The 21,104-nt window shown below is 55.1% G+C and carries 22 protein-coding genes; 15 read left to right on the top strand and 7 right to left on the bottom strand.

All coding sequences use genetic code 11. The features are described from left to right. The first annotated feature begins 121 nt into the window (after positions 1-121). The 5 genes from ftsN to rraA all read left to right on the top strand — a co-directional run bounded on the left by ftsN (position 122) and on the right by rraA (position 4,654). Positions 122-1,069, top strand: coding sequence for a cell division protein FtsN (ftsN, locus tag N6G83_RS41720; RefSeq protein ID WP_074029940.1), 948 nt, complete (start codon positions 122-124; stop codon positions 1,067-1,069). A 102-nt stretch (positions 1,070-1,171) separates the two neighbouring features. After that, complete coding sequence (hslV, locus tag N6G83_RS41715; RefSeq protein ID WP_024527908.1) at positions 1,172-1,702, top strand: ATP-dependent protease subunit HslV; 531 nt, start codon at positions 1,172-1,174, stop codon at positions 1,700-1,702. A 12-nt stretch (positions 1,703-1,714) separates the two neighbouring features. Beyond that, positions 1,715-3,049: an HslU--HslV peptidase ATPase subunit gene (hslU, locus tag N6G83_RS41710; protein ID WP_024482876.1), complete on the top strand. Its 1,335-nt coding sequence runs from the start codon at positions 1,715-1,717 to the stop codon at positions 3,047-3,049. 97 nt (positions 3,050-3,146) lie between these two features. Next, complete coding sequence (locus N6G83_RS41705) at positions 3,147-4,064, top strand: 1,4-dihydroxy-2-naphthoate polyprenyltransferase (RefSeq protein WP_024527907.1); 918 nt, start codon at positions 3,147-3,149, stop codon at positions 4,062-4,064. Between the two features lie 104 nt (positions 4,065-4,168). Next, entirely contained in the window at positions 4,169-4,654 is a 486-nt protein-coding gene (rraA, locus tag N6G83_RS41700) for a ribonuclease E activity regulator RraA (RefSeq protein WP_021181888.1), read from the top strand. A gap of 54 nt (positions 4,655-4,708) precedes the next feature. On the opposite strand, the gene zapB is transcribed toward rraA, so the two are convergent. Next, on the bottom strand, positions 4,709-4,948 hold the full coding sequence (gene zapB, locus N6G83_RS41695; protein WP_021181887.1) for a septal ring assembly protein ZapB: 240 nt from the start codon (positions 4,946-4,948) through the stop codon (positions 4,709-4,711). A gap of 520 nt (positions 4,949-5,468) precedes the next feature. Between zapB and N6G83_RS41690 the strand changes: the two genes are divergently transcribed. The 3 genes from N6G83_RS41690 (at position 5,469) to glpX (ending at position 8,998) form a co-directional block, all read left to right on the top strand. Then, entirely contained in the window at positions 5,469-6,314 is an 846-nt protein-coding gene (locus tag N6G83_RS41690) for an MIP/aquaporin family protein (RefSeq protein ID WP_024527906.1), read from the top strand. A 43-nt stretch (positions 6,315-6,357) separates the two neighbouring features. After that, on the top strand, positions 6,358-7,866 hold the full coding sequence (gene glpK / locus N6G83_RS41685) for a glycerol kinase GlpK (RefSeq protein WP_074029938.1): 1,509 nt from the start codon (positions 6,358-6,360) through the stop codon (positions 7,864-7,866). 121 nt (positions 7,867-7,987) lie between these two features. After that, positions 7,988-8,998 (top strand): class II fructose-bisphosphatase, encoded by a 1,011-nt coding sequence (gene glpX / locus N6G83_RS41680; protein WP_211135621.1) that lies wholly within the window; start codon positions 7,988-7,990, stop codon positions 8,996-8,998. 32 nt (positions 8,999-9,030) lie between these two features. Here glpX and emrD read toward each other — a convergent pair whose 3' ends face one another. Then, positions 9,031-10,215, bottom strand: coding sequence for a multidrug efflux MFS transporter EmrD (emrD, locus tag N6G83_RS41675; protein WP_024527903.1), 1,185 nt, complete (start codon positions 10,213-10,215; stop codon positions 9,031-9,033). A 308-nt stretch (positions 10,216-10,523) separates the two neighbouring features. Here emrD and N6G83_RS41670 point away from each other — a divergent pair, with 308 nt between their 5' ends. Together N6G83_RS41670 and fpr are read left to right on the top strand one after the other, a co-directional pair. After that, entirely contained in the window at positions 10,524-11,147 is a 624-nt protein-coding gene (locus N6G83_RS41670) for a helix-turn-helix transcriptional regulator (protein WP_021807227.1), read from the top strand. Between the two features lie 4 nt (positions 11,148-11,151). Next, complete coding sequence (gene fpr / locus N6G83_RS41665; protein WP_021181881.1) at positions 11,152-11,898, top strand: ferredoxin--NADP(+) reductase; 747 nt, start codon at positions 11,152-11,154, stop codon at positions 11,896-11,898. 1 nt (position 11,899) lies between these two features. On the opposite strand, the gene N6G83_RS41660 is transcribed toward fpr, so the two are convergent. After that, complete coding sequence (locus tag N6G83_RS41660) at positions 11,900-12,319, bottom strand: DUF805 domain-containing protein (protein WP_211135752.1); 420 nt, start codon at positions 12,317-12,319, stop codon at positions 11,900-11,902. Positions 12,320-12,514: 195 nt separating this feature from the next. Between N6G83_RS41660 and N6G83_RS41655 the strand changes: the two genes are divergently transcribed. Both N6G83_RS41655 and tpiA read left to right on the top strand, forming a co-directional pair. After that, complete coding sequence (locus N6G83_RS41655) at positions 12,515-13,102, top strand: DUF1454 family protein (RefSeq protein WP_024527902.1); 588 nt, start codon at positions 12,515-12,517, stop codon at positions 13,100-13,102. Between the two features lie 127 nt (positions 13,103-13,229). Further along, positions 13,230-13,997 (top strand): triose-phosphate isomerase, encoded by a 768-nt coding sequence (gene tpiA, locus N6G83_RS41650; RefSeq protein WP_024482884.1) that lies wholly within the window; start codon positions 13,230-13,232, stop codon positions 13,995-13,997. Positions 13,998-14,062: 65 nt separating this feature from the next. Here tpiA and N6G83_RS41645 read toward each other — a convergent pair whose 3' ends face one another. From N6G83_RS41645 to cpxP, 4 genes are all read right to left on the bottom strand, one after another. Next, entirely contained in the window at positions 14,063-15,052 is a 990-nt protein-coding gene (locus tag N6G83_RS41645; protein WP_065683793.1) for a sulfate ABC transporter substrate-binding protein, read from the bottom strand. 262 nt (positions 15,053-15,314) lie between these two features. Next, complete coding sequence (pfkA, locus tag N6G83_RS41640; RefSeq protein WP_024527901.1) at positions 15,315-16,277, bottom strand: 6-phosphofructokinase; 963 nt, start codon at positions 16,275-16,277, stop codon at positions 15,315-15,317. A 233-nt stretch (positions 16,278-16,510) separates the two neighbouring features. Then, positions 16,511-17,413, bottom strand: coding sequence for a CDF family cation-efflux transporter FieF (gene fieF, locus N6G83_RS41635; protein WP_024527900.1), 903 nt, complete (start codon positions 17,411-17,413; stop codon positions 16,511-16,513). 323 nt (positions 17,414-17,736) lie between these two features. After that, positions 17,737-18,231, bottom strand: coding sequence for a cell-envelope stress modulator CpxP (gene cpxP, locus N6G83_RS41630; RefSeq protein ID WP_024527899.1), 495 nt, complete (start codon positions 18,229-18,231; stop codon positions 17,737-17,739). Between the two features lie 149 nt (positions 18,232-18,380). On the opposite strand from cpxP, the gene cpxR reads away from it, so the two are divergent. From cpxR to trmL, 3 genes are read left to right on the top strand one after another with little or no spacing between them, the layout of a single operon-like run. After that, positions 18,381-19,079, top strand: coding sequence for an envelope stress response regulator transcription factor CpxR (gene cpxR, locus N6G83_RS41625; RefSeq protein WP_021181873.1), 699 nt, complete (start codon positions 18,381-18,383; stop codon positions 19,077-19,079). Then, positions 19,076-20,446: an envelope stress sensor histidine kinase CpxA gene (gene cpxA, locus N6G83_RS41620; RefSeq protein ID WP_024527898.1), complete on the top strand. Its 1,371-nt coding sequence runs from the start codon at positions 19,076-19,078 to the stop codon at positions 20,444-20,446. Before cpxR ends, cpxA begins: the two co-directional genes overlap by 4 nt. A gap of 57 nt (positions 20,447-20,503) precedes the next feature. Beyond that, entirely contained in the window at positions 20,504-20,977 is a 474-nt protein-coding gene (trmL, locus tag N6G83_RS41615; protein WP_021807233.1) for a tRNA (uridine(34)/cytosine(34)/5-carboxymethylaminomethyluridine(34)-2'-O)-methyltransferase TrmL, read from the top strand. The last annotated feature ends 127 nt before the right edge of the window (positions 20,978-21,104 follow it).

Below are 21,104 nucleotides of genomic sequence, written 5' to 3'. Positions count from 1 at the left end.
ATTTTGCCAGAACCGCTCCCCGGAGCCTGCCTACACCTACAGGGCAGTAAGCTGATGCAAAATGGCCGATAAAATAGCCAGAGGATAGGTTTTAACCTCATCACGACACAGCGGAATTATAGTGGCACAGAGAGACTATGTAGGCCGCGGGCGCTCAGGAGCAGCGCGGCGCAAGACCCCCAGCCGTAAAAAACGCAGTTCTCCAAAGGTATCCAAAACCGTGGTGGCGCTTGCCGTCGCCATTCTGGTTGTCTTTATCGGTGGTCTTTATTTCATTACCCACAATAAACCGGATGAAACGCCGATGTTGCCTACGCATGGCACACGCCCGGGCAATGGTCTGCCACCGAAGCCGGAAGAGCGTTGGCGTTACATCAAAGAGCTGGAGAACCGCCAGATCGGCGTCAAGACACCTACCGAGCCAACGGCCGGGGGAGAGGTCAATTCCAAAACTCAGTTGACCGACGAACAACGCCAATTGCTGGAGCAGATGCAGGCCGATATGCAGCAGCGCCCAACGCAGCTGTCTGAAGTGCCTTACAACGATCCTTCACAGTTGCGTAACGGTGGGCGGCAACAGCAGGTACAACCGCCGGTACAGCAGATAGCACCACCAGCGCAGCAACAGCAGGTCACTCAGCCTCGCAACCCGTTCAACAACGGCGCAGCACCCGTGCAGCAACAACCGGTACAGCAGCACCAACAACAAGTGCAGCAGCCGAAGCCGCAGGTACAGCAACCCAAACCCCAGGCCGTGACTCCGCCAGTGCAGACTCGTCAGCCAGAAGTGAAACAAGAAGTAAAAACGGAAGCGGCCAAGCCGGAAACCAAGCCTGAGTCGAAGCAGAAGTGGATGGTGCAATGTGGTTCGTTCCGCGCAGCCGATCAGGCCGAGTCGGTTCGGGCACAGTTGGCGTTTGAAGGGGTTGAAAGCCGAGTCACCGCAGGTGGTGGCTGGAATCGCGTGATGCTTGGCCCATACAGCAGCCGCGCCGCCGCAGACAAAACCCTGTCCCGCCTGAAGGGCATGGGCATGTCAAGTTGCATTCCCCTCTCCGTCGGGGGTTGAAAAGCGTCAATCTCCCCCCATCTATAGTCTCAATATGCCTCGTAGTCTCTGCCAACGCAGAGGCTGCGGGGACTTCTTTCCGTCCGCAACGAGGGTCTGCTCGTGACAACAATTGTAAGCGTACGCCGCAACGGCCAGGTAGTGATCGGTGGCGATGGCCAGGCCACACTGGGCAACACGGTAATGAAGGGCAACGTCAAAAAAGTCCGTCGCCTGTATAACGATAAAGTGATTGCCGGTTTCGCCGGGGGTACGGCTGACGCTTTTACCCTGTTCGAACTGTTCGAGCGCAAGCTGGAGATGCACCAGGGCCATCTGGTGAAAGCGGCCGTTGAGCTGGCAAAAGACTGGCGTACCGACCGCATGCTACGCAAGCTGGAAGCCCTGCTGGCGGTAGCCGATGAGACGTCCTCGCTGATCATCACCGGTAACGGTGACGTGATTCAGCCAGAAAATGATTTGATTGCGATCGGCTCCGGTGGCCCTTATGCCCAGTCGGCCGCACGTGCGCTGTTGGAAAATACCGAAATGAGCGCCCGCGAAATCGTGGAGAAATCCCTGACCATCGCCGGCGACATCTGTATTTACACCAACCATTGTCACACCATCGAAGAATTGCCTTCCAAAGCGTAAGGATCGAATACCATGTCTGAAATGACCCCGCGCGAGATCGTCAGCGAACTGGACAGCTACATCATCGGCCAAAACAAAGCCAAACGTGCTGTCGCCATTGCCCTGCGTAACCGCTGGCGCCGGATGCAGCTCAACGAGATGCTGCGTCACGAAGTGACCCCAAAAAATATTCTGATGATCGGCCCAACCGGCGTCGGTAAAACCGAGATCGCCCGTCGTCTGGCAAAACTGGCCAATGCTCCCTTCATCAAGGTAGAAGCCACCAAGTTCACCGAAGTGGGCTATGTGGGTAAGGAAGTGGACTCTATCATCCGCGATCTGACCGATGCCGCCGTGAAAATGGTGCGTCTGCAATCGATCGAGAAAAACCGCACCCGTGCGGAAGAGATGGCAGAAGAACGCATTCTTGACGTGCTGATCCCACCGGCCAAGAACAACTGGGGCCAGGCAGAAGAGCAGAATGAACCTTCTGCCGCTCGCCAGGCATTCCGTAAGAAACTGCGTGAAGGCCAGTTGGACGATAAAGAAATCGAAATCGATCTGGCTTCGGCCCCGATGGGCGTGGAAATCATGGCGCCTCCGGGCATGGAAGAGATGACCAACCAGTTGCAATCGATGTTCCAAAACCTCGGTGGGCAGAAACAGAAACCGCGTAAAGTGAAGATCAAGGAAGCCTTCAAGCTGCTGATCGAAGAAGAAGCGGCCAAGCTGGTAAACCCGGAAGAGCTGAAAGAGCAGGCGGTGGAAGCCGTTGAGCAGCACGGTATCGTGTTTATCGATGAGATCGACAAAATCTGTAAGCGCAGCGGCCAGAGCTCCGGCCCAGACGTGTCCCGCGAGGGCGTCCAACGCGATCTGCTGCCGCTGGTGGAAGGCTGTACGGTATCCACCAAGCACGGCATGGTGAAGACCGATCACATTCTGTTTATCGCCTCCGGTGCGTTCCAGACTGCCAGCCCTTCCGACCTGATCCCGGAACTGCAAGGCCGTCTGCCAATCCGCGTTGAGCTGCAAGCGCTGACCACGGAAGATTTTGAACGTATCCTGACCGAGCCAAGTGCGTCGCTTACCGAGCAGTACAAAGCGTTGATGGCCACAGAAGGCGTCACCATCGATTTCACCGCTGACGGTATCCGCCGCATCGCTGAAGCCGCCTGGCAGGTTAACGAAAGCACCGAAAACATCGGCGCACGTCGTCTGCACACCGTGCTGGAGCGTCTGATGGAAGATATTTCGTACGATGCGAGTGAAATTGGCGGCCAATCCATTACAATTGACGCGGAATACGTGCGCAATCATCTGGATGAACTGGTAGCGGATGAAGATCTGAGTCGTTTTATCCTATAATCGCTCTATCACTGTCCTGTCAGTTATCTTTGTGGGAGGCATTGCCTCCCACATTTATTTTTAACGGACACCGTCTTTTGACTTACTGAAGCGAAATATGAGCTCATCAACCACCACCACCCCGGCCAGAGCCTGGCTGGAAAGTTTACGACCACGAACCCTGCCATTGGCCTTTGCCTCCATCGTTGTCGGTTCCGCGATCGCCGCCTGGCAGGGTAGCCTCAAACCCGGCGTGGCGCTGTTGGCTCTGCTGACCGCAGGTCTGCTGCAGATCCTATCCAACCTGGCCAACGATTACGGTGATGCGGTAAAAGGCAGCGATAAAGAAGACCGTATCGGTCCGTTGCGCGGCATGCAAAAGGGCATGATCACCCAAAGCCAGATGAAACGGGCCTTGATGCTGACGGTGGTGCTGATCGCCATTTCCGGTTGCTGGCTAATCGCCGTCGCCTGTGAAAAACCCAGCGATGTGGTGGGCTTCCTGGTGCTGGGCGGGCTAGCGATTGTCGCGGCCATTACCTACACCGTGGGCACCAAACCTTACGGTTATCTCGGGCTGGGCGATATTTCGGTATTGGTGTTTTTCGGCTGGCTCAGCGTGGCAGGCACTTACTATCTACAGACTCACACTTTCGATAGCGTCGTGATGTTGCCAGCCACCGCCTGTGGCCTGCTCGCGGCGGCGGTGTTGAACATCAATAATCTGCGCGATATCGAAAGTGACCGCGCTAACGGCAAAAATACCCTGGCCGTCCGCCTTGGGCCACAGAATGCGCGCTATTACCACGCAACGCTGCTGATCGCCGCCGTGGTCTGTTTTGCCCTGTTTACCCTGCTTAACCTGCATAGCCTATGGGGCTGGCTGTTTGTGTTGGCCATCCCGCTGCTGTACCGCCACGGCATGCGTGTCTTACGTGACCCTACGGCCGTCGGTATGCGCCCGATGCTGGAACATATGGTCAAGGCCGCTTTGCTCGCCAACGTGCTATTTGCAATTGGCGTGGTGCTCAGTTAGTTGAGACTTGCGTACCAGAACGCATCCTGGCACTGATGATTTTGCCAACGGGGCGAATAAAGGGATATACTGGTTATTCCAGCGGCAAACAGACGTAAAATCCTATGAAATACGATACTTCCGAACTTTGCGATATCTATCAGGAAGAGGTCAACGTAGTTGAGCCTCTGTTCTCCAACTTTGGCGGGCGTACTTCATTTGGCGGGCAAATCACTACGGTGAAATGCTTCGAGGATAACGGCCTGCTGTTTGAACTGCTCGAAGAAAACGGCCGTGGCCGCGTATTAGTGATCGACGGCGGCGGCTCAGTACGCCGTGCCCTGATTGACGCGGAGCTGGCCCGTCTGGCGACTCAGAACGAATGGGAAGGCATCGTGGTTTACGGTGCGGTGCGCCAGGTGGACGATCTGGAAGAACTGGACATCGGCATTCAGGCGATGGCCGCGATCCCGGTAGGAGCCACCAGCGAAGCGATAGGCGAAAGTGATATCCGCGTGAATTTTGGCGGTGTAACCTTCTTCTCTGGCGATCATCTGTATGCCGACAACACCGGCATCATCCTTTCTGAAGATCCGCTCGATATCGAGTAACCGCAGAAAATGACAAAGGGCGCCTGAGGCGCCCTTTTCGTTGGTGCGAATGGATCAGACTTCTTCCATTTTACCCAGCAATGCGCGCAGGCGATCTTGCCACACGTGCTGCTCTTCTTTCAGCTGCTGGTTTTCACGGACCAGTGACTCGTGGTTACCCGCAGCGCTCTGAACTTCCTGAGACAGGGAATTGTTTTTCTCTTTCAGCTCTTCAATTTCCATCTGCAACAGCGTGATGGTATCGATCGCCTGCTGAACTTTTGCTTCCAGTTTTTCAAATACTTCAAATGACATTCTTCAGTCCCCTCATGATAGCAAGGCGTACATCCATAAGTAGCGCCGCAACCTTAGCTGCAGCGACTGCGAATATGCTCGCGTAACCAACAGGCCCAGCGCCTGTCTCGATAAAACCTTTCCCGCAATAAAAACGATTGTAAGTAGCCAGCCCCCCAGTGTCTAGCAACATACCGACCCAACGCGCACTCTGTTGCAATTTTCCTACCGTGGCTATCGGTCAAAGCTGAAAGTCGCCGCTGCCCAACGGCAGGGTTGTTAACAAATAGAGACAAAATAACTGGTCAGATCACCGTTTTATGGTGCAGAAAGAACACCGAACAACGCGAATTCGCTCAATTTTATGACGAGGTACACACATTTTGATTTCGCTATTTCTCGTTTATGCTCGTTAACGATAAATTTACATCACGTCCTCAGCCGATAAGAGGACGTGAAGAAAACTCTGTAGCTCAGGGCCAAAACGCCAACGCGCCAAGCCTAGATAACCTATAACCGTCGTCTGCAGGACAATAATATTATGAGCCAAACCATCAGTCCGACCTTAAAAGGCCAGTGCATCGCTGAATTCCTCGGCACCGGTTTGTTGATTTTCTTTGGCGTAGGCTGTGTTGCAGCGCTGAAACTGGCAGGTGCCAGCTTCGGCCAGTGGGAAATCAGCATCATTTGGGGCCTGGGGGTGGCGATGGCCATCTATCTGACCGCCGCCATTTCCGGTGCTCACCTGAACCCGGCCGTCACGCTCGCGCTGTGGCTGTTCGCCTGCTTTGATGGACGCAAAGTACTTCCTTACATCGTTGCGCAGATTGCGGGGGCCTTTTGCGCGGCAGCACTGGTCTACGGGCTGTATTACAGTCTGTTCTTCGATTTTGAAGCCGCCCACCAGATGGTGCGTGGCAGCAATGAAAGCCTCGAATTGGCCGGTATTTTCTCGACGTATCCCAACGCACATATCTCCGTTGGCCAGGCCTTCCTGGTAGAAACCGTGATCACCGCCATCCTGATGTGCCTGATCCTGGCACTGACCGATGACGGCAACGGCATTCCACGCGGCCCGCTGGCACCGCTGTTGATCGGTATTCTGATTGCCGTCATCGGTGCCTCTATGGGACCATTAACCGGCTTTGCACTGAACCCGGCACGTGACTTCGGCCCGAAACTGTTCGCCTATCTGGCAGGCTGGGGCAAGGTGGCCTTCACTGGCGCTCGCGACATCCCTTACTTCCTGGTGCCAATCTTCGGCCCTATCGTCGGTGCCGGTTTGGGTGCCTTTGGTTACCGCGCGCTGATCGGTCGCCATCTGCCTTGTGACGTTTGCCTCGAAGAAGAGCAACCGGCCCCTCAATCAGAACAACGTAAAGCGTGATTGGCACGGCTTTAAACGGTTAACCACAGTAGGACTCAAAATTATGACAACCGAAAAAAAATACATTGTCGCCCTCGACCAGGGAACCACCAGTTCACGTGCCGTAGTGCTCGATCACGATGCCAATATTGTTGCGGTTTCACAGCGTGAATTTACGCAGATCTATCCGAAGGCCGGCTGGGTAGAACACGACCCGATGGAAATCTGGTCCTCACAAAGTTCCACCTTGGTCGAAGTGCTGGCCAAGGCCGATATCAGTTCTGACCAGATCGCTGGCATCGGCATCACCAACCAGCGTGAAACCACCATCGTCTGGGAAAAAGAGACCGGTAAACCGATTTATAACGCGATCGTCTGGCAGTGCCGCCGCACCGCCGACATCTGTGAAAAACTCAAGCGTGATGGCCTGGAAGAGTATATCCGCCACAATACCGGCCTGGTGGTCGACCCTTACTTCTCGGGCACCAAGGTCAAATGGATCCTCGACCACGTCGAAGGCGCTCGCGAACGTGCCAAGCGCGGTGAACTGCTGTTTGGTACCGTCGACACCTGGCTGGTGTGGAAGATGACTCAAGGGCGGGTTCACGTGACCGACTACACCAACGCCTCGCGTACCATGATGTTCAACATCCATGAGCTGGACTGGGACGATCGTATGCTGGAAGCGCTGGATATCCCGCGCGCCATGCTGCCAAACGTCCGTCCTTCTTCCGAAGTGTATGGCCAGACCAACATCGGGGGTAAAGGCGGGACGCGTATTCCTATCGCCGGGATCGCCGGTGACCAGCAGGCGGCGCTGTATGGCCAACTCTGCGTCCAGCCGGGTATGGCGAAAAACACCTACGGCACCGGCTGCTTCCTGTTGATGAATACCGGCAAAGAGGCCGTGCGTTCCAACCACGGCCTGCTGACTACCATCGCCTGCGGCCCACGCGGTGAAGTGAACTATGCGCTGGAAGGTGCGGTATTTATTGGCGGCGCCTCTATCCAGTGGCTGCGCGACGAGCTGAAACTGATCAGCGATGCCGCCGACTCCGAATACTTCGCGACCAAGGTCAAAGACAGCAATGGCGTCTACGTGGTTCCCGCCTTTACCGGCCTGGGTGCCCCCTACTGGGACCCGTATGCCCGTGGCGCCATCTTCGGCCTGACCCGTGGCGTCAACAGCAACCACATCATCCGCGCCACGCTGGAGTCTATCGCCTACCAGACTCGCGACGTGCTGGATGCCATGCAAGCCGATGCCAATACCCGTCTGCAAGCGCTGCGTGTGGATGGTGGTGCGGTAGCCAACAACTTCCTGATGCAGTTCCAGTCCGATATCCTCGGCACCCGTGTCGAGCGTCCTGAGGTGCGTGAAGTGACAGCGTTGGGCGCAGCCTTCCTGGCCGGGTTGGCGATTGGCTACTGGAACGATCTGGATGAAGTGAAGAGCAAAGCCACCATCGAGCGTGAATTCCGCCCAGGTATCGAAACTACCGAGCGTAACTTCCGCTATAGCGGCTGGAAAAAGGCCGTGGCTCGTGCGCAAGCCTGGGAAGATCACGACTGATTCGTTTTACTCTGCAACAGCGCTGCCTTCGGGCAGCGTTTTTTTTGCCTCGCCCTGCCGCCTCCCCCCTGTGATAAACTTTGCCGATATTCTCTTCCCTTTACTCACTGACAGGTTTGCCATGAAACGTGAATTAGCCATCGAATTTTCCCGCGTTACCGAAGCCGCCGCACTTGCGGGTTATAAATGGTTGGGACGCGGCGACAAAAACGCCGCCGACGGTGCCGCCGTCAATGCCATGCGCATTATGCTCAACAGGGTGGATATCGATGGCCGGATCGTGATCGGTGAAGGTGAGATTGATGAAGCCCCGATGCTGTATATCGGTGAAAACGTCGGCACCGGGATTGGCGATGCGGTGGATATCGCCGTCGATCCCATCGAAGGCACGCGCATGACCGCAATGGGGCAATCCAATGCGCTGGCAGTCCTGGCGGTAGGCGATCGCGGCACCTTCCTGCACGCTCCTGATATGTACATGGAAAAACTGGTCGTCGGCCCGCAGGCGCGTGGAGTGATCGACCTCAACTTGCCGCTAGCCACCAACCTGAACAACATCGCGGCCCGTCTAGGTAAGCCACTGACTGAGCTGACTGTGATCACTCTGGCTAAACCACGCCACGATGCAGTGATCGCAGAAATGCAGCTGCTCGGGGTGAAAGTTTTCGCTATTCCCGACGGTGATGTCGCCGCGTCGATCCTGACCTGTATGCCGGAAAGCGAAGTGGATGTGATGTACGGCATCGGTGGCGCACCGGAAGGCGTGATCTCCGCGGCGGTGATCCGTGCGCTGGATGGCGATATGCAAGCCCGCCTGCTGGCTCGTCATCAGGTCAAAGGGGATAACGAAGATAATCGCCGTATCGGCGAGCAGGAGCTGGCCCGTTGTAAAGAAATGGGTATCGAAGCCGGTAAGGTGTTGGTGCTGGATGAAATGGCGCGCAACGATAATGTGATCTTTGCCGCGACGGGCATCACCAAAGGCGATCTGCTGGAGGGCATCACCCGCAAAGGTAATATGGCCACCACCGAAACCCTGTTAATCCGAGGCAAATCGCGCACTATCCGCCGCATCCGTTCGACCCACTATCTGGATCGCAAAGACGCAGCGCTGCACGAATTCCTGCTTTGACGCCTAGGGGCGCAGAGCGCGCCCCATCTCTATCAGGCGGTATGTCCCTGATGCTGCATACGGCTCGATAGCGGCCACCAGCACAGCAAAATCAGCAACGCCATGGCAAACATCAACAACCCAAGGCTGAACTGCCCGGTTTGCGGCAGCATGGCTGACAGCCAGGTCGCCAGGCCAGACCCCATATTCTGCATGCCGCCCACCAAGGCACCCGCAGCCCCTGCCAGATAAGGGAACGGCTCCATCGCACCTGTGGTCGCCAAGGGGAATAGCATCCCGGCACCGAAGAAGAACAGTGCTGCAGGTACGATCAGCGTCCAGATATTCATCACCCCGAACCAGCCAGGGATCCACATCATCAGGCCGGCCAACAGGCAACTGATCACCGAATGCCACATCAGGCTATGGAAGGTTTTGCCATCACGCCCGGCATACCAGGCTCCAAAGAACGCTGCCGGGATCGGCAGGATAAACAGGATACTGACGGTCAAACCGCTCAGGCCCAACACCCCGCCCATCAACACGCCACAGCTGGCTTCAAAGACGGCGATACCGGCCAGAGCGCCGATCAACATCACCAGATAGCAGCTGAAAGTGCCATCCGCCAACAGTTGGCGGAAGCTGGAGAACATGCGGCGTTTTTCCGTCTGCTGCGGCCGGGTTTCCGGCAACCAACGGAACATGGCAAACGCTACACTGGCGCACAACACCAGCAGGAAGCCATAACAAGCCCGCCAACCAAACATCATCGCCAACCCCCCGCCAATTACCGGAGCCAACAGCGGGCTGACCAGAATGCCCATATTCAGCAGGCTATTGGCGTAGCGTAGGGAAGTGCCCGCATACAAGTCGCGCGGCATGGTTCTGGCCATCACGCCTGCCACGCCGGTGCCCATCCCTTGAACCGCGCTGGCAGCCACCAACATCGATAGGCTGTTGGCCAGCAAAGCGCCCAAGGCGCCGAGCAGGAAAATCATCATGCCAGCCAGGATCACCGGGCGGCGGCCAATGCGATCGGAAAGCGGTCCGTAGATCAACTGTGAGAAACCATAGGTCAGCAGGTAAGCCGCCATGACGCGCTGCACTGAGCCGGAGGGCACCGAGAGATCGCGGGCAATATCGGCGATAATCGGCACATAAATGGTTTGCGCCATCTGACCGACGGCAACCAGCAGGATCAGCATCACCAGCAGGTGGAAGTTCTCAATTTTTCTCATTATCTTCATTAGCTTATTCAGTGTTGCGACACTCAACCCCGCCCAATAACCCAGGGGGAACCACAGAGCAGCTTCTCAGCGTCGCATAAGCTAACAAATCTATTTTTTTTAGCGAGTTTCGGGCAAATATAGATCGCCGTCACACTGGCATCTATCGCTACCAGTCTCGTAAATCAAACTGTACGTATCTGTTGTCATAACGGGAAAGAGTTAAAAATGATAAACTTGCATCAGATTAGCTTTAACACTTAATCGATAATTATTTCCATCAACTTGAAATAAGATACCGCCACAGGGATTTGGGTTTTATGAAAACACCAGAGCTGATTTTATTGCAGTTAAAAACCTTGGGTCCTCATTCTGCCAAAATGCTGGCAGAGCGGCTGGAAATCACGCCGATGGGGATCCGCCAGCATCTGCAATCCCTTGAACAACGTGAGCTGGTTTGCTACGAGGAAACGCGCGCCAAAGTAGGCCGCCCGACGCGTTACTGGTCTTTGACCCAACAGGGCCATGCCCAGTTTGCCGACGGACACGATCGGCTCTCGGCGATCCTGCTGGAGTCAGCACATGAGCTGTTCGGTGCCGAAGGCATAGAAAAGCTGATCCGTGCTCGAGAGGATAAACTCTATCACCGGTACGCCGATGAGCTGGCAGAGGAAGAAGACCATCTCAGCAAGCTCAATCGCCTGGTTAACCTACGCCAGCGTGACGGCTACATGGCGGAACTGTTGGAAAGCCCGCAGGGGATGTTGCTGGTGGAAAACCACTGCCCAATCGGCGTGGCGGCCCATACTTGCAGCAACCTGTGCAACTCCGAACTGCAACTGTTCCACCGCCTGTTTGGTAAAGGCTACCGGATAGAACGTACCGCGCATGCCATCTCCGGCTCACGACATTGTGCTTATTTGATCCGACCACGGGAGCGTTAAAAGTATGGCTGAATGGGTTAACGGCAAAGTGACAGGGGTACAACATTGGACCGATGGCTTGTTCAGCATCACCGTCAATGCCCCGATCGACAGTTTCACCGCAGGGCAGTTTGCCAAGCTGTCACTAGAAATAGACGGCGAGCGCGTTCAGCGTGCCTATTCTTACGTTAATGCCCCCAGCGATCCTAACCTGGAGTTTTATCTGGTCACAGTGCCAGAAGGAAAACTCAGCCCAAGCCTCCATCAGTTGCAGCCCGGAGCGGAGGTGATGGTCACCAAAGAAGCCGCCGGATTCTTTGTGCTCGAAGAAGTGCCAGACTGCGATACCTTATGGATGCTGGCGACCGGCACCGCCATCGGCCCTTATCTGTCGATCCTGCAAGAAGGCAAAGATCTGGATCGCTTCAACAACCTGGTATTGGTGCACGCCGCACGATTTGCTCGCGATCTCAGCTACCTGCCGCTGATGCAGCAGCTGCAACAGCGTTTTAACGGCAAACTACGCATTCAAACCGTGGTCAGCCGCGAAGAAGTAGCTGGCTCATTGACCGGGCGCGTTCCGGCTCTGCTGGAGGACGGGCGGCTGGAAGCGGCGGTTGGTTTGACCCTGGATGCCGAAACCAGCCATGTGATGCTGTGCGGCAACCCGCAGATGGTGCGAGATACCCAGCAAACGCTGAAAGAGAAGTACCAGATGCGCAAACATCTGCGCCGCAAGCCGGGCCATATCACCAGCGAGCATTACTGGTAGTTCAGCGGAATTTTACCGGTTCGGCCTCTGGCCCGAATCGGTTATCCCCTGAGGTGCCAAGAAAAGCCCCCAGATCGATCGCCATCATCACCACAATCAGCGTCGGAATAAAACGCCCCACGCCCCACTGCCAGACCGGCGCCAACATCTGCCAGTTACCAGCCGCCAATATCCACGCCAGGATCAACAGCAACGCCCACCAGCCCTTTTTATTACGATCGTGCAGGCGCTTGACCAGCACCGCCGCCGTTGGCCACAACAGCGCCACGATGCAAAAGGCGATGGTTTGGATCGCTACCACATCGTAGTTGGCCAGCGTGAAAGCCACCGCCATCAGCACCACCCAGACTGCCATCCAGATCCAGAAGTCGCGCCGCCCGATACGGCCCTTAAAGGAAAAACACCATTGCTGTAAGCTCATCGATTCATGCACTCTTGGCCTGCCCATATTCTGCGCCGCAGTGTAACATAGGCCATACCGGGTTGAGCTAGCCCCGGCAAAACGCAGACCATCGCACCGCCTTGCGTCAGCAAACGACAATCACGAGGAATTTTTGACAATTCACCCGGGTTATCGTTTTAATCGGAGTCATCTTTGTTACCGATGCCGTATACCATGCTGAAAAAAATCATCGTTATAGCCTGCCTGTGTTTCCCTATCGGCAGTGCTTGGGCCGATCCACCGGATACGCCTACCGAAGCTCCGGCGAACGCGCCCTATTTACTGGCTGGCGCGCCCACCTTCGATCTGACGGTGGTGCAATTTCGCGAAAAATACAACCGCGACAACCCAACGCTGCCAATTGGTGAGTTTCGCGTCGTCCCCTCCAGAGAGGATGACTCTCCTTTACTGACCCGCGCAGCCAGCAAGATTAACGAAAACCTGTACGCCTCTACCGCACTGGAAAAAGGCACCGGTAAGATTAAAACCATGCAGATTACCCATTTACTGTTGCAGGATGGCGAAGAAAAAGCGGCCAAAGCCATCGCGGTGAACTACATGGCGGCCCTGAGCCGACAGTTTGAACCGACACTCACCGTGGAAGAAAGCATTATCAAGGTGAACAACCTGCTGGAAAAAGGCAAAGGCTCCTACTTCTACCAGCAACAGGTCGGGGCAATACGCTATGTGGTGGCAGATAACGGCGATAAGGGGGTAACCTTCGCCGTTGAACCGATTAAGCTAACGCTATCTGAACCCTGATACCCCAGCAATTAATGACAAAAAGCAAAGCCTTTGCACTGATTCATCTCTATACTGTTGGGCAGGTAAACTGCCTGTCCGGCAGTTGTCATTTAGACTCTCGCGTCCCCTTTTTGGAGGAAAACACATGCGTCATCCATTAGTAATGGGTAACTGGAAGCTTAACGGCAGCGTTCACATGGTTAACGAACTGATCGCCGCCTTGCGTAAAGAACTGAGCAGCGTTGACGGTTGTGGCGTTGCCATCGCACCTCCAGTCATGTATCTGGATCTGGCCAAGCACGAACTGGGCGGCAGCCGCATCGCACTGGGCGCACAGAACGTCGACATCAACCTGTCTGGCGCCTTCACCGGTGAAGTTTCTGCCACCATGCTCAAAGACGTGGGTGCTGAATACATCATCATCGGCCACTCAGAGCGCCGTACCTATCACAAAGAAACCGACGCCGCGATCGCAGAGAAATTTGCCGTGTTGAAAGCCGCTGGCCTGATCCCAGTGCTGTGCATCGGTGAAACCGAAGCAGAAAACGAAGCGGGTAAAACCGAAGAAGTTTGTGCGCGCCAGATCGACGCCGTGCTGAAAACCCAGGGCGCTGAAGCGTTCAAAGGCACCGTCATCGCTTATGAGCCAGTGTGGGCTATCGGTACCGGTAAATCTGCCACCCCAGCGCAAGCTCAGGCAGTACACAAATTTATCCGTGACCATATCGCCAAGCAAGACGCTGCGGTAGCAGCCGAAGTGATCATCCAGTACGGCGGTTCCGTGAACGATAAGAACGCCGCAGAGCTGTTTGCTCAGCCAGACATCGACGGCGCGCTGGTTGGCGGCGCATCGCTGAAAGCTGACGCTTTCGCCGTGATCGTCAAAGCCGCTGCCCAAGCGAAAAAAGCCTGATTTCATCCGGCCTGAAATAAAAAAACCCCGGCTTGCCGGGGTTTTTTATGGCTCACAGATGGCGATCAGCGCTTGCTGATTTCGTCAAAGATCCCGCCGGTAGCAAAGTGCACCTTCTGCGCTTCAGTCCAACCGCCAAAAGTATCATCCACGGTGAACAGCTTCAGTTTTGGGAACTGCTCGGCGAATTTGGCTGCAACGGCTGCATCACGCGGACGGTAGTAGTTGTTGGCCGCAATAGTCTGACCTTCCGGGGAATACAGATACTTCAGGTAAGCCGTGGCCACATCACGGGTGCCACGTTTATCAACGACCTTGTCCACCACAGATACCGTCGGTTCGGCCAGAATGGATTCGCTCGGAGTGATGATTTCAAATTTGTCTTTACCCAGCTCTTTTTCTGCCAGCAAGGCTTCGTTTTCCCAAGCGATCAGCACATCACCGATGCCGCGCTCAACGAAGGTATTGGTTGCGCCACGTGCGCCGGAATCCAGCACTTCCACATTGCGGTACAGCTCTTTAACGAACTCCTGAGCCTTGGCTTTATCACCACCGTTCTGGTGCAGGGCATAACCCCAGGCAGCCAGATAGTTCCAACGGGCACCGCCAGAGGTTTTCGGGTTCGGTGTAATAACCGACACGCCGGGCTTCACCAGATCAGCCCAATCATGGATCTGTTTTGGGTTGCCTTTACGCACCAGGAAAACGATGGTCGAGGTATAAGGTGCTGAGTTGTCTGGCAGGCGCTTGATCCACGCTTTATCAATACGACCGCGTTCGGCAATGGCGTCCACGTCGTATGCCAGCGCCAGCGTGACCACATCCGCTTCGATGCCATTAATCACCGAGGTCGCCTGCTTGCCTGAACCGCCATGTGACTGACGCACGGTAACCTTATCGCCAGTCTGCTGCTGCCAATACTGACCAAACGCCGTGTTATATTCCTGGTAGAACTCACGCGTTGGATCGTATGAGACGTTCAGTAGTTGAATATCTTTCGCCATGGCACCCGATGCCAACAGCAGTAAAGTCAGACCCACACCCCATTTTTGCATTGCCGTTCCCCCAGAAAATGACGCAACCTCAAGCGGTTGATTTAGCATCAAAGCCTGCCAGAAACTTCCCTCACAATTAAAGAATAAAAAATGTGGTACTAGACCATTCTGGAATATAGCGATGACAGACGAAAAAAAGCCTCCCAAACGGAGGCTCTAGATTGATGACCAAGTGCCAATGCGGCTGAACTTGTAGAGGCGAACATGTACGCCCGAAGGGGCGCCGTATATACCGCGCCCGCTTAGCAGCATCAGGGGCGGATTAGTACAGCTTTTTCGCCGTTTCCAACCAGTCACCTTTGAACGGACGCTTCATGTTTTCGATCGCGTCAACGATGTCGTGGTGCACCATCTTCTCGTTCTGGATCCCTACACAACGGCCACCGTAACCTTGCAGCAGCAGGTCGATGGAGTACGCGCCCATGCGGGAAGCCAGAATACGGTCATAGGCAACCGGTGAACCACCACGCTGGATGTGGCCCAATACGGTAGCACGGGTTTCACGCTTGGTTTCCTGCTCGATGTGGCGCGCCAGTTCGTCGATGTCACAGATATGCTCGGTGATCGCCACGATGGCGTGCTTTTTACCTTTGGCAATACCGGCTTTGATTTCATTAACCAGATCGTCACGGCTGAATTCGATTTCCGGCAGGACGATAAATTCACAACCACCGGCAATGGCCGCCGCCAGGGTCAGGTCGCCACAGTAACGCCCCATGACTTCCACGATAGAGATACGTTGGTGTGATGAAGAGGTGTCGCGCAGACGGTCAATTGCTTCCACCACGGTTTCCAACGCGGTGAAGTAACCAATGGTGTAGTCGGTGCCTGCAACGTCGTTATCGATGGTGCCAGGCAAACCGATGCATGGGAAACCTTCTTCGGTCAGGCGTTTCGCCCCCATGTAGGAGCCGTCACCGCCGATGACCACCAGCGCATCAATGCCGCGGTTTTTCAGGTTTTCAATCGCCTTGGCGCGCACGCTGTCATCCCTGAACTCTGGAAAACGCGCAGAACCCAGGAAGGTGCCGCCACGATTGATCATATCAGATACGCTATAGCGGTCTAATTGCTCCATGCGATCTTCGTACAAACCAAGGTAGCCATCGTAAATACCAAATACTTCCAGACCTTCTGTGAGCGCAGCACGCACAACGCCACGGATGGCAGCGTTCATACCTGGGGCGTCACCGCCACTCGTCAGTACACCGATTTTCTTGATCATGACTACCTCTGAACTGTAGATGCAATTTCTTAAGAATTCTGTATTCGCCGACTCACCGGGTATCTCTCCAACGGCGCAAAACCAGCTTTACGGCTTTTATTGCTGGATATTATAACAAAAACACCCAGCTGAATTGATTCAGGTCACGCAACATCAAGGAAAAAACTTCACATGGCACGGCGTGCTAACACCGTGATTTCTCAATCCACCCAACATTGACCTATGTCTGTTGATTATAGTTCCCAATGCCCCTGTCGGCCTTGAGGAACAACAGAGCAGGGATCCTGGTGAATAATCACGTCGGCCCCAGGGAAACGATGCAACAATGCCTGCTCCACCTGTTCTGCCAGAATATGCGCCTGCATCAACGGCAGGGTGTCGTCCATTTCCAGATGCAACTGGATAAACCGCGTTGGCCCAGACTGCCGCGTACGCAGATCGTGGGCACCTTTGATACCCGGCCAAGACGATACCACATCGATAATTGCCTGACGCTCTTCATCCGGCAAGGCGCGATCCAGCAGGGACTGCACCGCCTCGTACCCCATACGCAGCGCGCTATAGAGAATATAAACCCCAATGCCCAGGGCAAACAGCGCGTCCGCACGGTGAAATCCGTACCAGCTTAGCCCAAGTGCTATCAAAATAGCACCATTCATCATCACATCTGACTGATAATGCAGCATATCGGCCCGTACCGCCTGGCTGCGCGTTTTTCTGACTACCCAACGTTGATAGGTCACCAGGATGAAAGTGCTAATCAACGCAATGATAGTCACGGCTACCCCTATACCCGGCGAATTCAGGGGCTGCGGAGAATACAGATGCTGGAAGCCGGTCAAGAACAGGAACAGGGCAGAACCGGAGATAAACATGCTTTGCGCCAGCGCCGCCAGCGACTCGGCCTTGCCATGGCCAAAGGTGTGCTCTTCATCAGCCGGCTGCAACGAGTAGCGTACCACCAGCAGGTTGGTTAACGATGCGGCAATATCCACTAACGAATCCACTAAAGCCGCCAACAGGCTGACCGAGCCGGTGAGATACCAGGCAACGATCTTGATCAACAGTAGAACGGAGGCCATTCCGGTGGCGGCTAAAGCAGCGGACTGCACCAGCCGCGCATATTGCTGTTCCATAAAAAACCCCAACCAAAGTTTATGGGCTTTAGTATAACGGAATGCGGGGTAAAAAAAGTCCCGCCATCATGATGGGATGCTTGTCAGCTAAGCAAAAAAATCTGGCAAAACGTGCAGTAATGTCGCTCTCCCTAGATAAGTCTTCATAAGATATCCAGGTTAGAAGGCGCGTCCACACTCAACGGTTTTTGAAAATCCGCCGCCGTCTAGCATAGAATTAATCCATTGTTTTTTAAGTAAATTTATTTTATGGGAATAAAAAAAACCCCCTCATCATGAGGGGGAAGACAGGGATGGTGTCTATGGCAAGGAAAAACAGGGGATTACTCAGTCATACTCAACTTCTGGGCAGAAGTTTGCTGCAAACCAGAAATCTGTTGCTTCATCAGCTGCACACGCTGCTGATGCTTCTGGTCTAAAACACTTTTTTGCTCTGGCGTCAGCAGGTTATACATTTGGTTGCGTACCCGGGCCATTTCGACCTGGCGCTTAACCTGTTCCTGAGCCATTTTTTCCGCCTGGGCCTGCACGGCGGCTTCATCAAATTTATCTGCGGTGACCAGCTTATGCATGGTTTCCACTTCGTCTACATTAACACCAGGCAGATCGTAACGGGCCTGGCGCATCAAATCGCGCATTTGCTGGCGTTGATGTTCGGTCAAGCGAACGCCGTCAAACATGTGATTCTGGCCAAGCGCTCTCAACAGTGCATCATTAGCAGGAGGTTGGACAGTTTCCGGTGTAGTATCAGCAGCAAAGGCAGCGGTAGAACCTAATGCCAAAATTGATGCCATAACTACTGCGGTCACCTTAACCATTTTTACTCCTCGAGCTTTCTCACTTTGCGAATCAACGAGGAGCAGTGTATCGCTGCACCTGCAAACATGCGTCAGTGCATGTAAAACTACGTAAAGTCATGGAATAGCAACAGTTGATGACGTATTTTGCGTCAGGAGGTAAATCACATATGCACAAAATTCTGTTAGTTGACGACGACCGCGAGCTCACCTCGCTACTGAAAGAACTGCTTGAAATGGAAGGCTTTAACATCGTCGTGGCTCACGACGGTGAACAGGCGTTGTCGTTACTGGACAGCTCCATCGATCTGCTGTTGCTCGATATCATGATGCCGAAGAAAAACGGTATCGATACGCTGAAAGAATTGCGTCAGCACCACCAGACGCCGGTGATCATGCTAACCGCTCGCGGCAGCGAATTGGACCGGGTCCTTGGCCTGGAACTGGGTGCGGACGACTACCTGGCAAAACCCTTTAACGATCGCGAATTAGTTGCCCGCATCCGGGCCATTCTGCGCCGTTCCAACTGGAGCGAACAGCAGCAGAATGTGGATACCAGCGCACCTACGCTGGACGTTGACGGCCTGCAACTGAACCCCGGCCGCCAGGAAGCCAGCTTCGACGGGCAAGTACTGGATCTGACAGGCACCGAATTTACCCTGCTCTATCTGCTGGCACAGCATCTCGGCCAGGTAGTTTCTCGTGAACTCCTCAGCCAGGAAGTGCTGGGCAAACGCCTGACGCCGTTCGATCGCGCCATTGATATGCATATCTCCAACCTGCGGCGCAAACTGCCGGACCGCAAAGATGGGCATCCTTGGTTCAAAACCCTGCGCGGACGGGGCTATTTGATGGTATCTGCAGCATGATCAACAGCTTGACGGCACGCATCTTCGCCATTTTCTGGTTCACATTGGCCCTGGTGCTGATGTTGGTGTTGATGGTGCCCAAACTCGACTCCCGCCAAATGACCACGCTGCTGGAAAGCGAACAGCGGCAGGGGTTGATGCTGGAACAGCATGTCGAAGCCGAACTGCAAAACGATCCGGCCAACGATCTGATGTGGTGGCGCCGCCTGTTCCGCGCCATCGAAAAATGGGCACCGCCGGGCCAGCGCCTGTTGTTGGTGACCAGCGAAGGGCGAGTGATCGGCGCGCAGCGCAACGAAATGCAGATCGTGCGCAACTTTATCGGCCAGTCGGACAACTCCGACCAACCGCAAAAGAAAAAATATGGCCGCGTCGAACTGGTTGGCCCGTTCTCGGTGCGTGATGGTGAAGACAATTACCAGTTGTACCTGATCCGCCCGGCCAGCAGCTCGCAGTCCGATTTTATCAACCTGATGTTCGACCGGCCGCTGTTGCTGCTGATCGTCACCATGTTGATCAGCGCCCCGCTGTTGCTGTGGCTGGCCTGGAGCCTGGCCAAACCGGCGCGTAAGTTGAAAAATGCCGCCGATGATGTAGCCCGTGGCAACCTTAAGCAACACCCAGAGCTGGAAGCCGGGCCGCAGGAGTTCCTTGCCACCGGGGCCAGTTTCAACCAGATGGTCAGCGCGCTCGAAAGGATGATGACGGCCCAGCAACGGCTGATTTCCGATATCTCCCACGAATTGCGCACCCCGTTAACGCGTCTACAGCTGGCAACCGCCCTGATGCGTCGCCGCCACGGTGAAGGCCATGAACTGGCGCGTATCGAAACCGAAGCCCAACGGCTGGATTCGATGATTAACGATCTGCTGTTGCTCTCCCGTGGCCAACAGAAAAGCGAGCTGGTGCGCGAACTGCTGAAGGCCAACGAACTGTGGGCCGACGTGCTAGACAACGCCAGTTTCGAAGCCGAACAGATGGGCAAACAGCTGGAGGTCACCTCCCCTCCTGGCCCATGGACGATTTACGGCAACGCAGGTGCCCTGGACAGTGCGCTGGAGAATATTGTGCGTAATGCCCTGCGTTATTCCAATACGCGCATCGCGGTGGCATTCAGCGCCGATAATCAGGGGATCACCATCGTGGTGGACGATGATGGCCCAGGCGTCAGCCCGGAAGATCGTGAGCAGATTTTCCGGCCGTTCTACCGCACCGATGAAGCACGCGATCGTCAATCCGGCGGTACCGGGCTGGGCTTGGCCATCGTCGAATCCGCCGTCAATCAGCATCGCGGCTGGGTGAAAGCGGAAGACAGCCCGCTGGGTGGCCTGCGTCTGGTGCTGTGGTTGCCGCTGCATCAGCGCTAATCGCCAGCACCCAAAGATTTTGCTATTCTGCGCCCCTCGTCATGAGGGGCTTTTTACATGCTGAATATCGTTTTATTTGAACCTGAAATTCCGCCGAACACCGGCAACATCATTCGCCTGTGCGCCAACACCGGTTTCCAACTGCATCTGATCGAACCTATGGGCTTCCCGTGGGACGACAAACGCCTGCGCCGTGCCGGGTTGGATTATCATGAATTTGCCTGCATCAAGCGCCATGCCGACTATGCCGCCTTCCTCGCCAGCGAAAATCCACAGCGGCTGTTTGCCCTGACCACCAAAGGCACACCGGCGCATAGCGCTGTCAGCTATCAGGCTGGGGACTATCTGCTGTTTGGCCCGGAAACCCGTGGCCTGCCCGCCAGCATTCTGGATGCGTTGCCTGCACAGCAGAAGATCCGTATTCCCATGCAGGCCCAAAGCCGCAGCATGAATCTGTCCAATGCCGTCTCAGTGGTAGTTTACGAAGCCTGGCGCCAACTGGGTTATGCGGGCGCACTGCTTAAAGAGTAATCCCTATTGGGCGATCGCCTGCCAGCCAGACATCGCCCGATCGCCGCCCTGCCAAATTTGTGATCGTCAACACCCGCACCCGCTGAATTTTGCCATGCTCTCCCGGCAACCGGCAGCCAACCGAAGG

It is taken from the genome of Serratia sp. PL7 (assembly GCF_945957435.1).
The sequence above is the reverse complement of the archived record's forward strand: the minus strand, read 5'-3'. Positions and strand labels throughout refer to the sequence as shown.

Excerpts from the sequence above, each read along its gene's own strand:
- hslU (WP_024482876.1), top strand. The coding sequence starts at position 1,715 with ATGTCTGAAATGACCCCGCGCGAGATCGTCAGCGAACTGGACAGCTAC.
- N6G83_RS41705 (WP_024527907.1), top strand. The coding sequence starts at position 3,147 with ATGAGCTCATCAACCACCACCACCCCGGCCAGAGCCTGGCTGGAAAGT.
- rraA (WP_021181888.1), top strand. The coding sequence starts at position 4,169 with ATGAAATACGATACTTCCGAACTTTGCGATATCTATCAGGAAGAGGTC.
- zapB (WP_021181887.1), bottom strand. The coding sequence starts at position 4,948 with ATGTCATTTGAAGTATTTGAAAAACTGGAAGCAAAAGTTCAGCAGGCG.
- N6G83_RS41690 (WP_024527906.1), top strand. The coding sequence starts at position 5,469 with ATGAGCCAAACCATCAGTCCGACCTTAAAAGGCCAGTGCATCGCTGAA.
- glpK (WP_074029938.1), top strand. The coding sequence starts at position 6,358 with ATGACAACCGAAAAAAAATACATTGTCGCCCTCGACCAGGGAACCACC.
- glpX (WP_211135621.1), top strand. The coding sequence starts at position 7,988 with ATGAAACGTGAATTAGCCATCGAATTTTCCCGCGTTACCGAAGCCGCC.
- emrD (WP_024527903.1), bottom strand. The coding sequence starts at position 10,215 with ATGAGAAAAATTGAGAACTTCCACCTGCTGGTGATGCTGATCCTGCTG.
- N6G83_RS41670 (WP_021807227.1), top strand. The coding sequence starts at position 10,524 with ATGAAAACACCAGAGCTGATTTTATTGCAGTTAAAAACCTTGGGTCCT.
- fpr (WP_021181881.1), top strand. The coding sequence starts at position 11,152 with ATGGCTGAATGGGTTAACGGCAAAGTGACAGGGGTACAACATTGGACC.
- N6G83_RS41660 (WP_211135752.1), bottom strand. The coding sequence starts at position 12,319 with ATGAGCTTACAGCAATGGTGTTTTTCCTTTAAGGGCCGTATCGGGCGG.
- N6G83_RS41655 (WP_024527902.1), top strand. The coding sequence starts at position 12,515 with ATGCTGAAAAAAATCATCGTTATAGCCTGCCTGTGTTTCCCTATCGGC.
- tpiA (WP_024482884.1), top strand. The coding sequence starts at position 13,230 with ATGCGTCATCCATTAGTAATGGGTAACTGGAAGCTTAACGGCAGCGTT.
- N6G83_RS41645 (WP_065683793.1), bottom strand. The coding sequence starts at position 15,052 with ATGCAAAAATGGGGTGTGGGTCTGACTTTACTGCTGTTGGCATCGGGT.
- pfkA (WP_024527901.1), bottom strand. The coding sequence starts at position 16,277 with ATGATCAAGAAAATCGGTGTACTGACGAGTGGCGGTGACGCCCCAGGT.
- fieF (WP_024527900.1), bottom strand. The coding sequence starts at position 17,413 with ATGGAACAGCAATATGCGCGGCTGGTGCAGTCCGCTGCTTTAGCCGCC.
- cpxP (WP_024527899.1), bottom strand. The coding sequence starts at position 18,231 with ATGGTTAAGGTGACCGCAGTAGTTATGGCATCAATTTTGGCATTAGGT.
- cpxR (WP_021181873.1), top strand. The coding sequence starts at position 18,381 with ATGCACAAAATTCTGTTAGTTGACGACGACCGCGAGCTCACCTCGCTA.
- cpxA (WP_024527898.1), top strand. The coding sequence starts at position 19,076 with ATGATCAACAGCTTGACGGCACGCATCTTCGCCATTTTCTGGTTCACA.
- trmL (WP_021807233.1), top strand. The coding sequence starts at position 20,504 with ATGCTGAATATCGTTTTATTTGAACCTGAAATTCCGCCGAACACCGGC.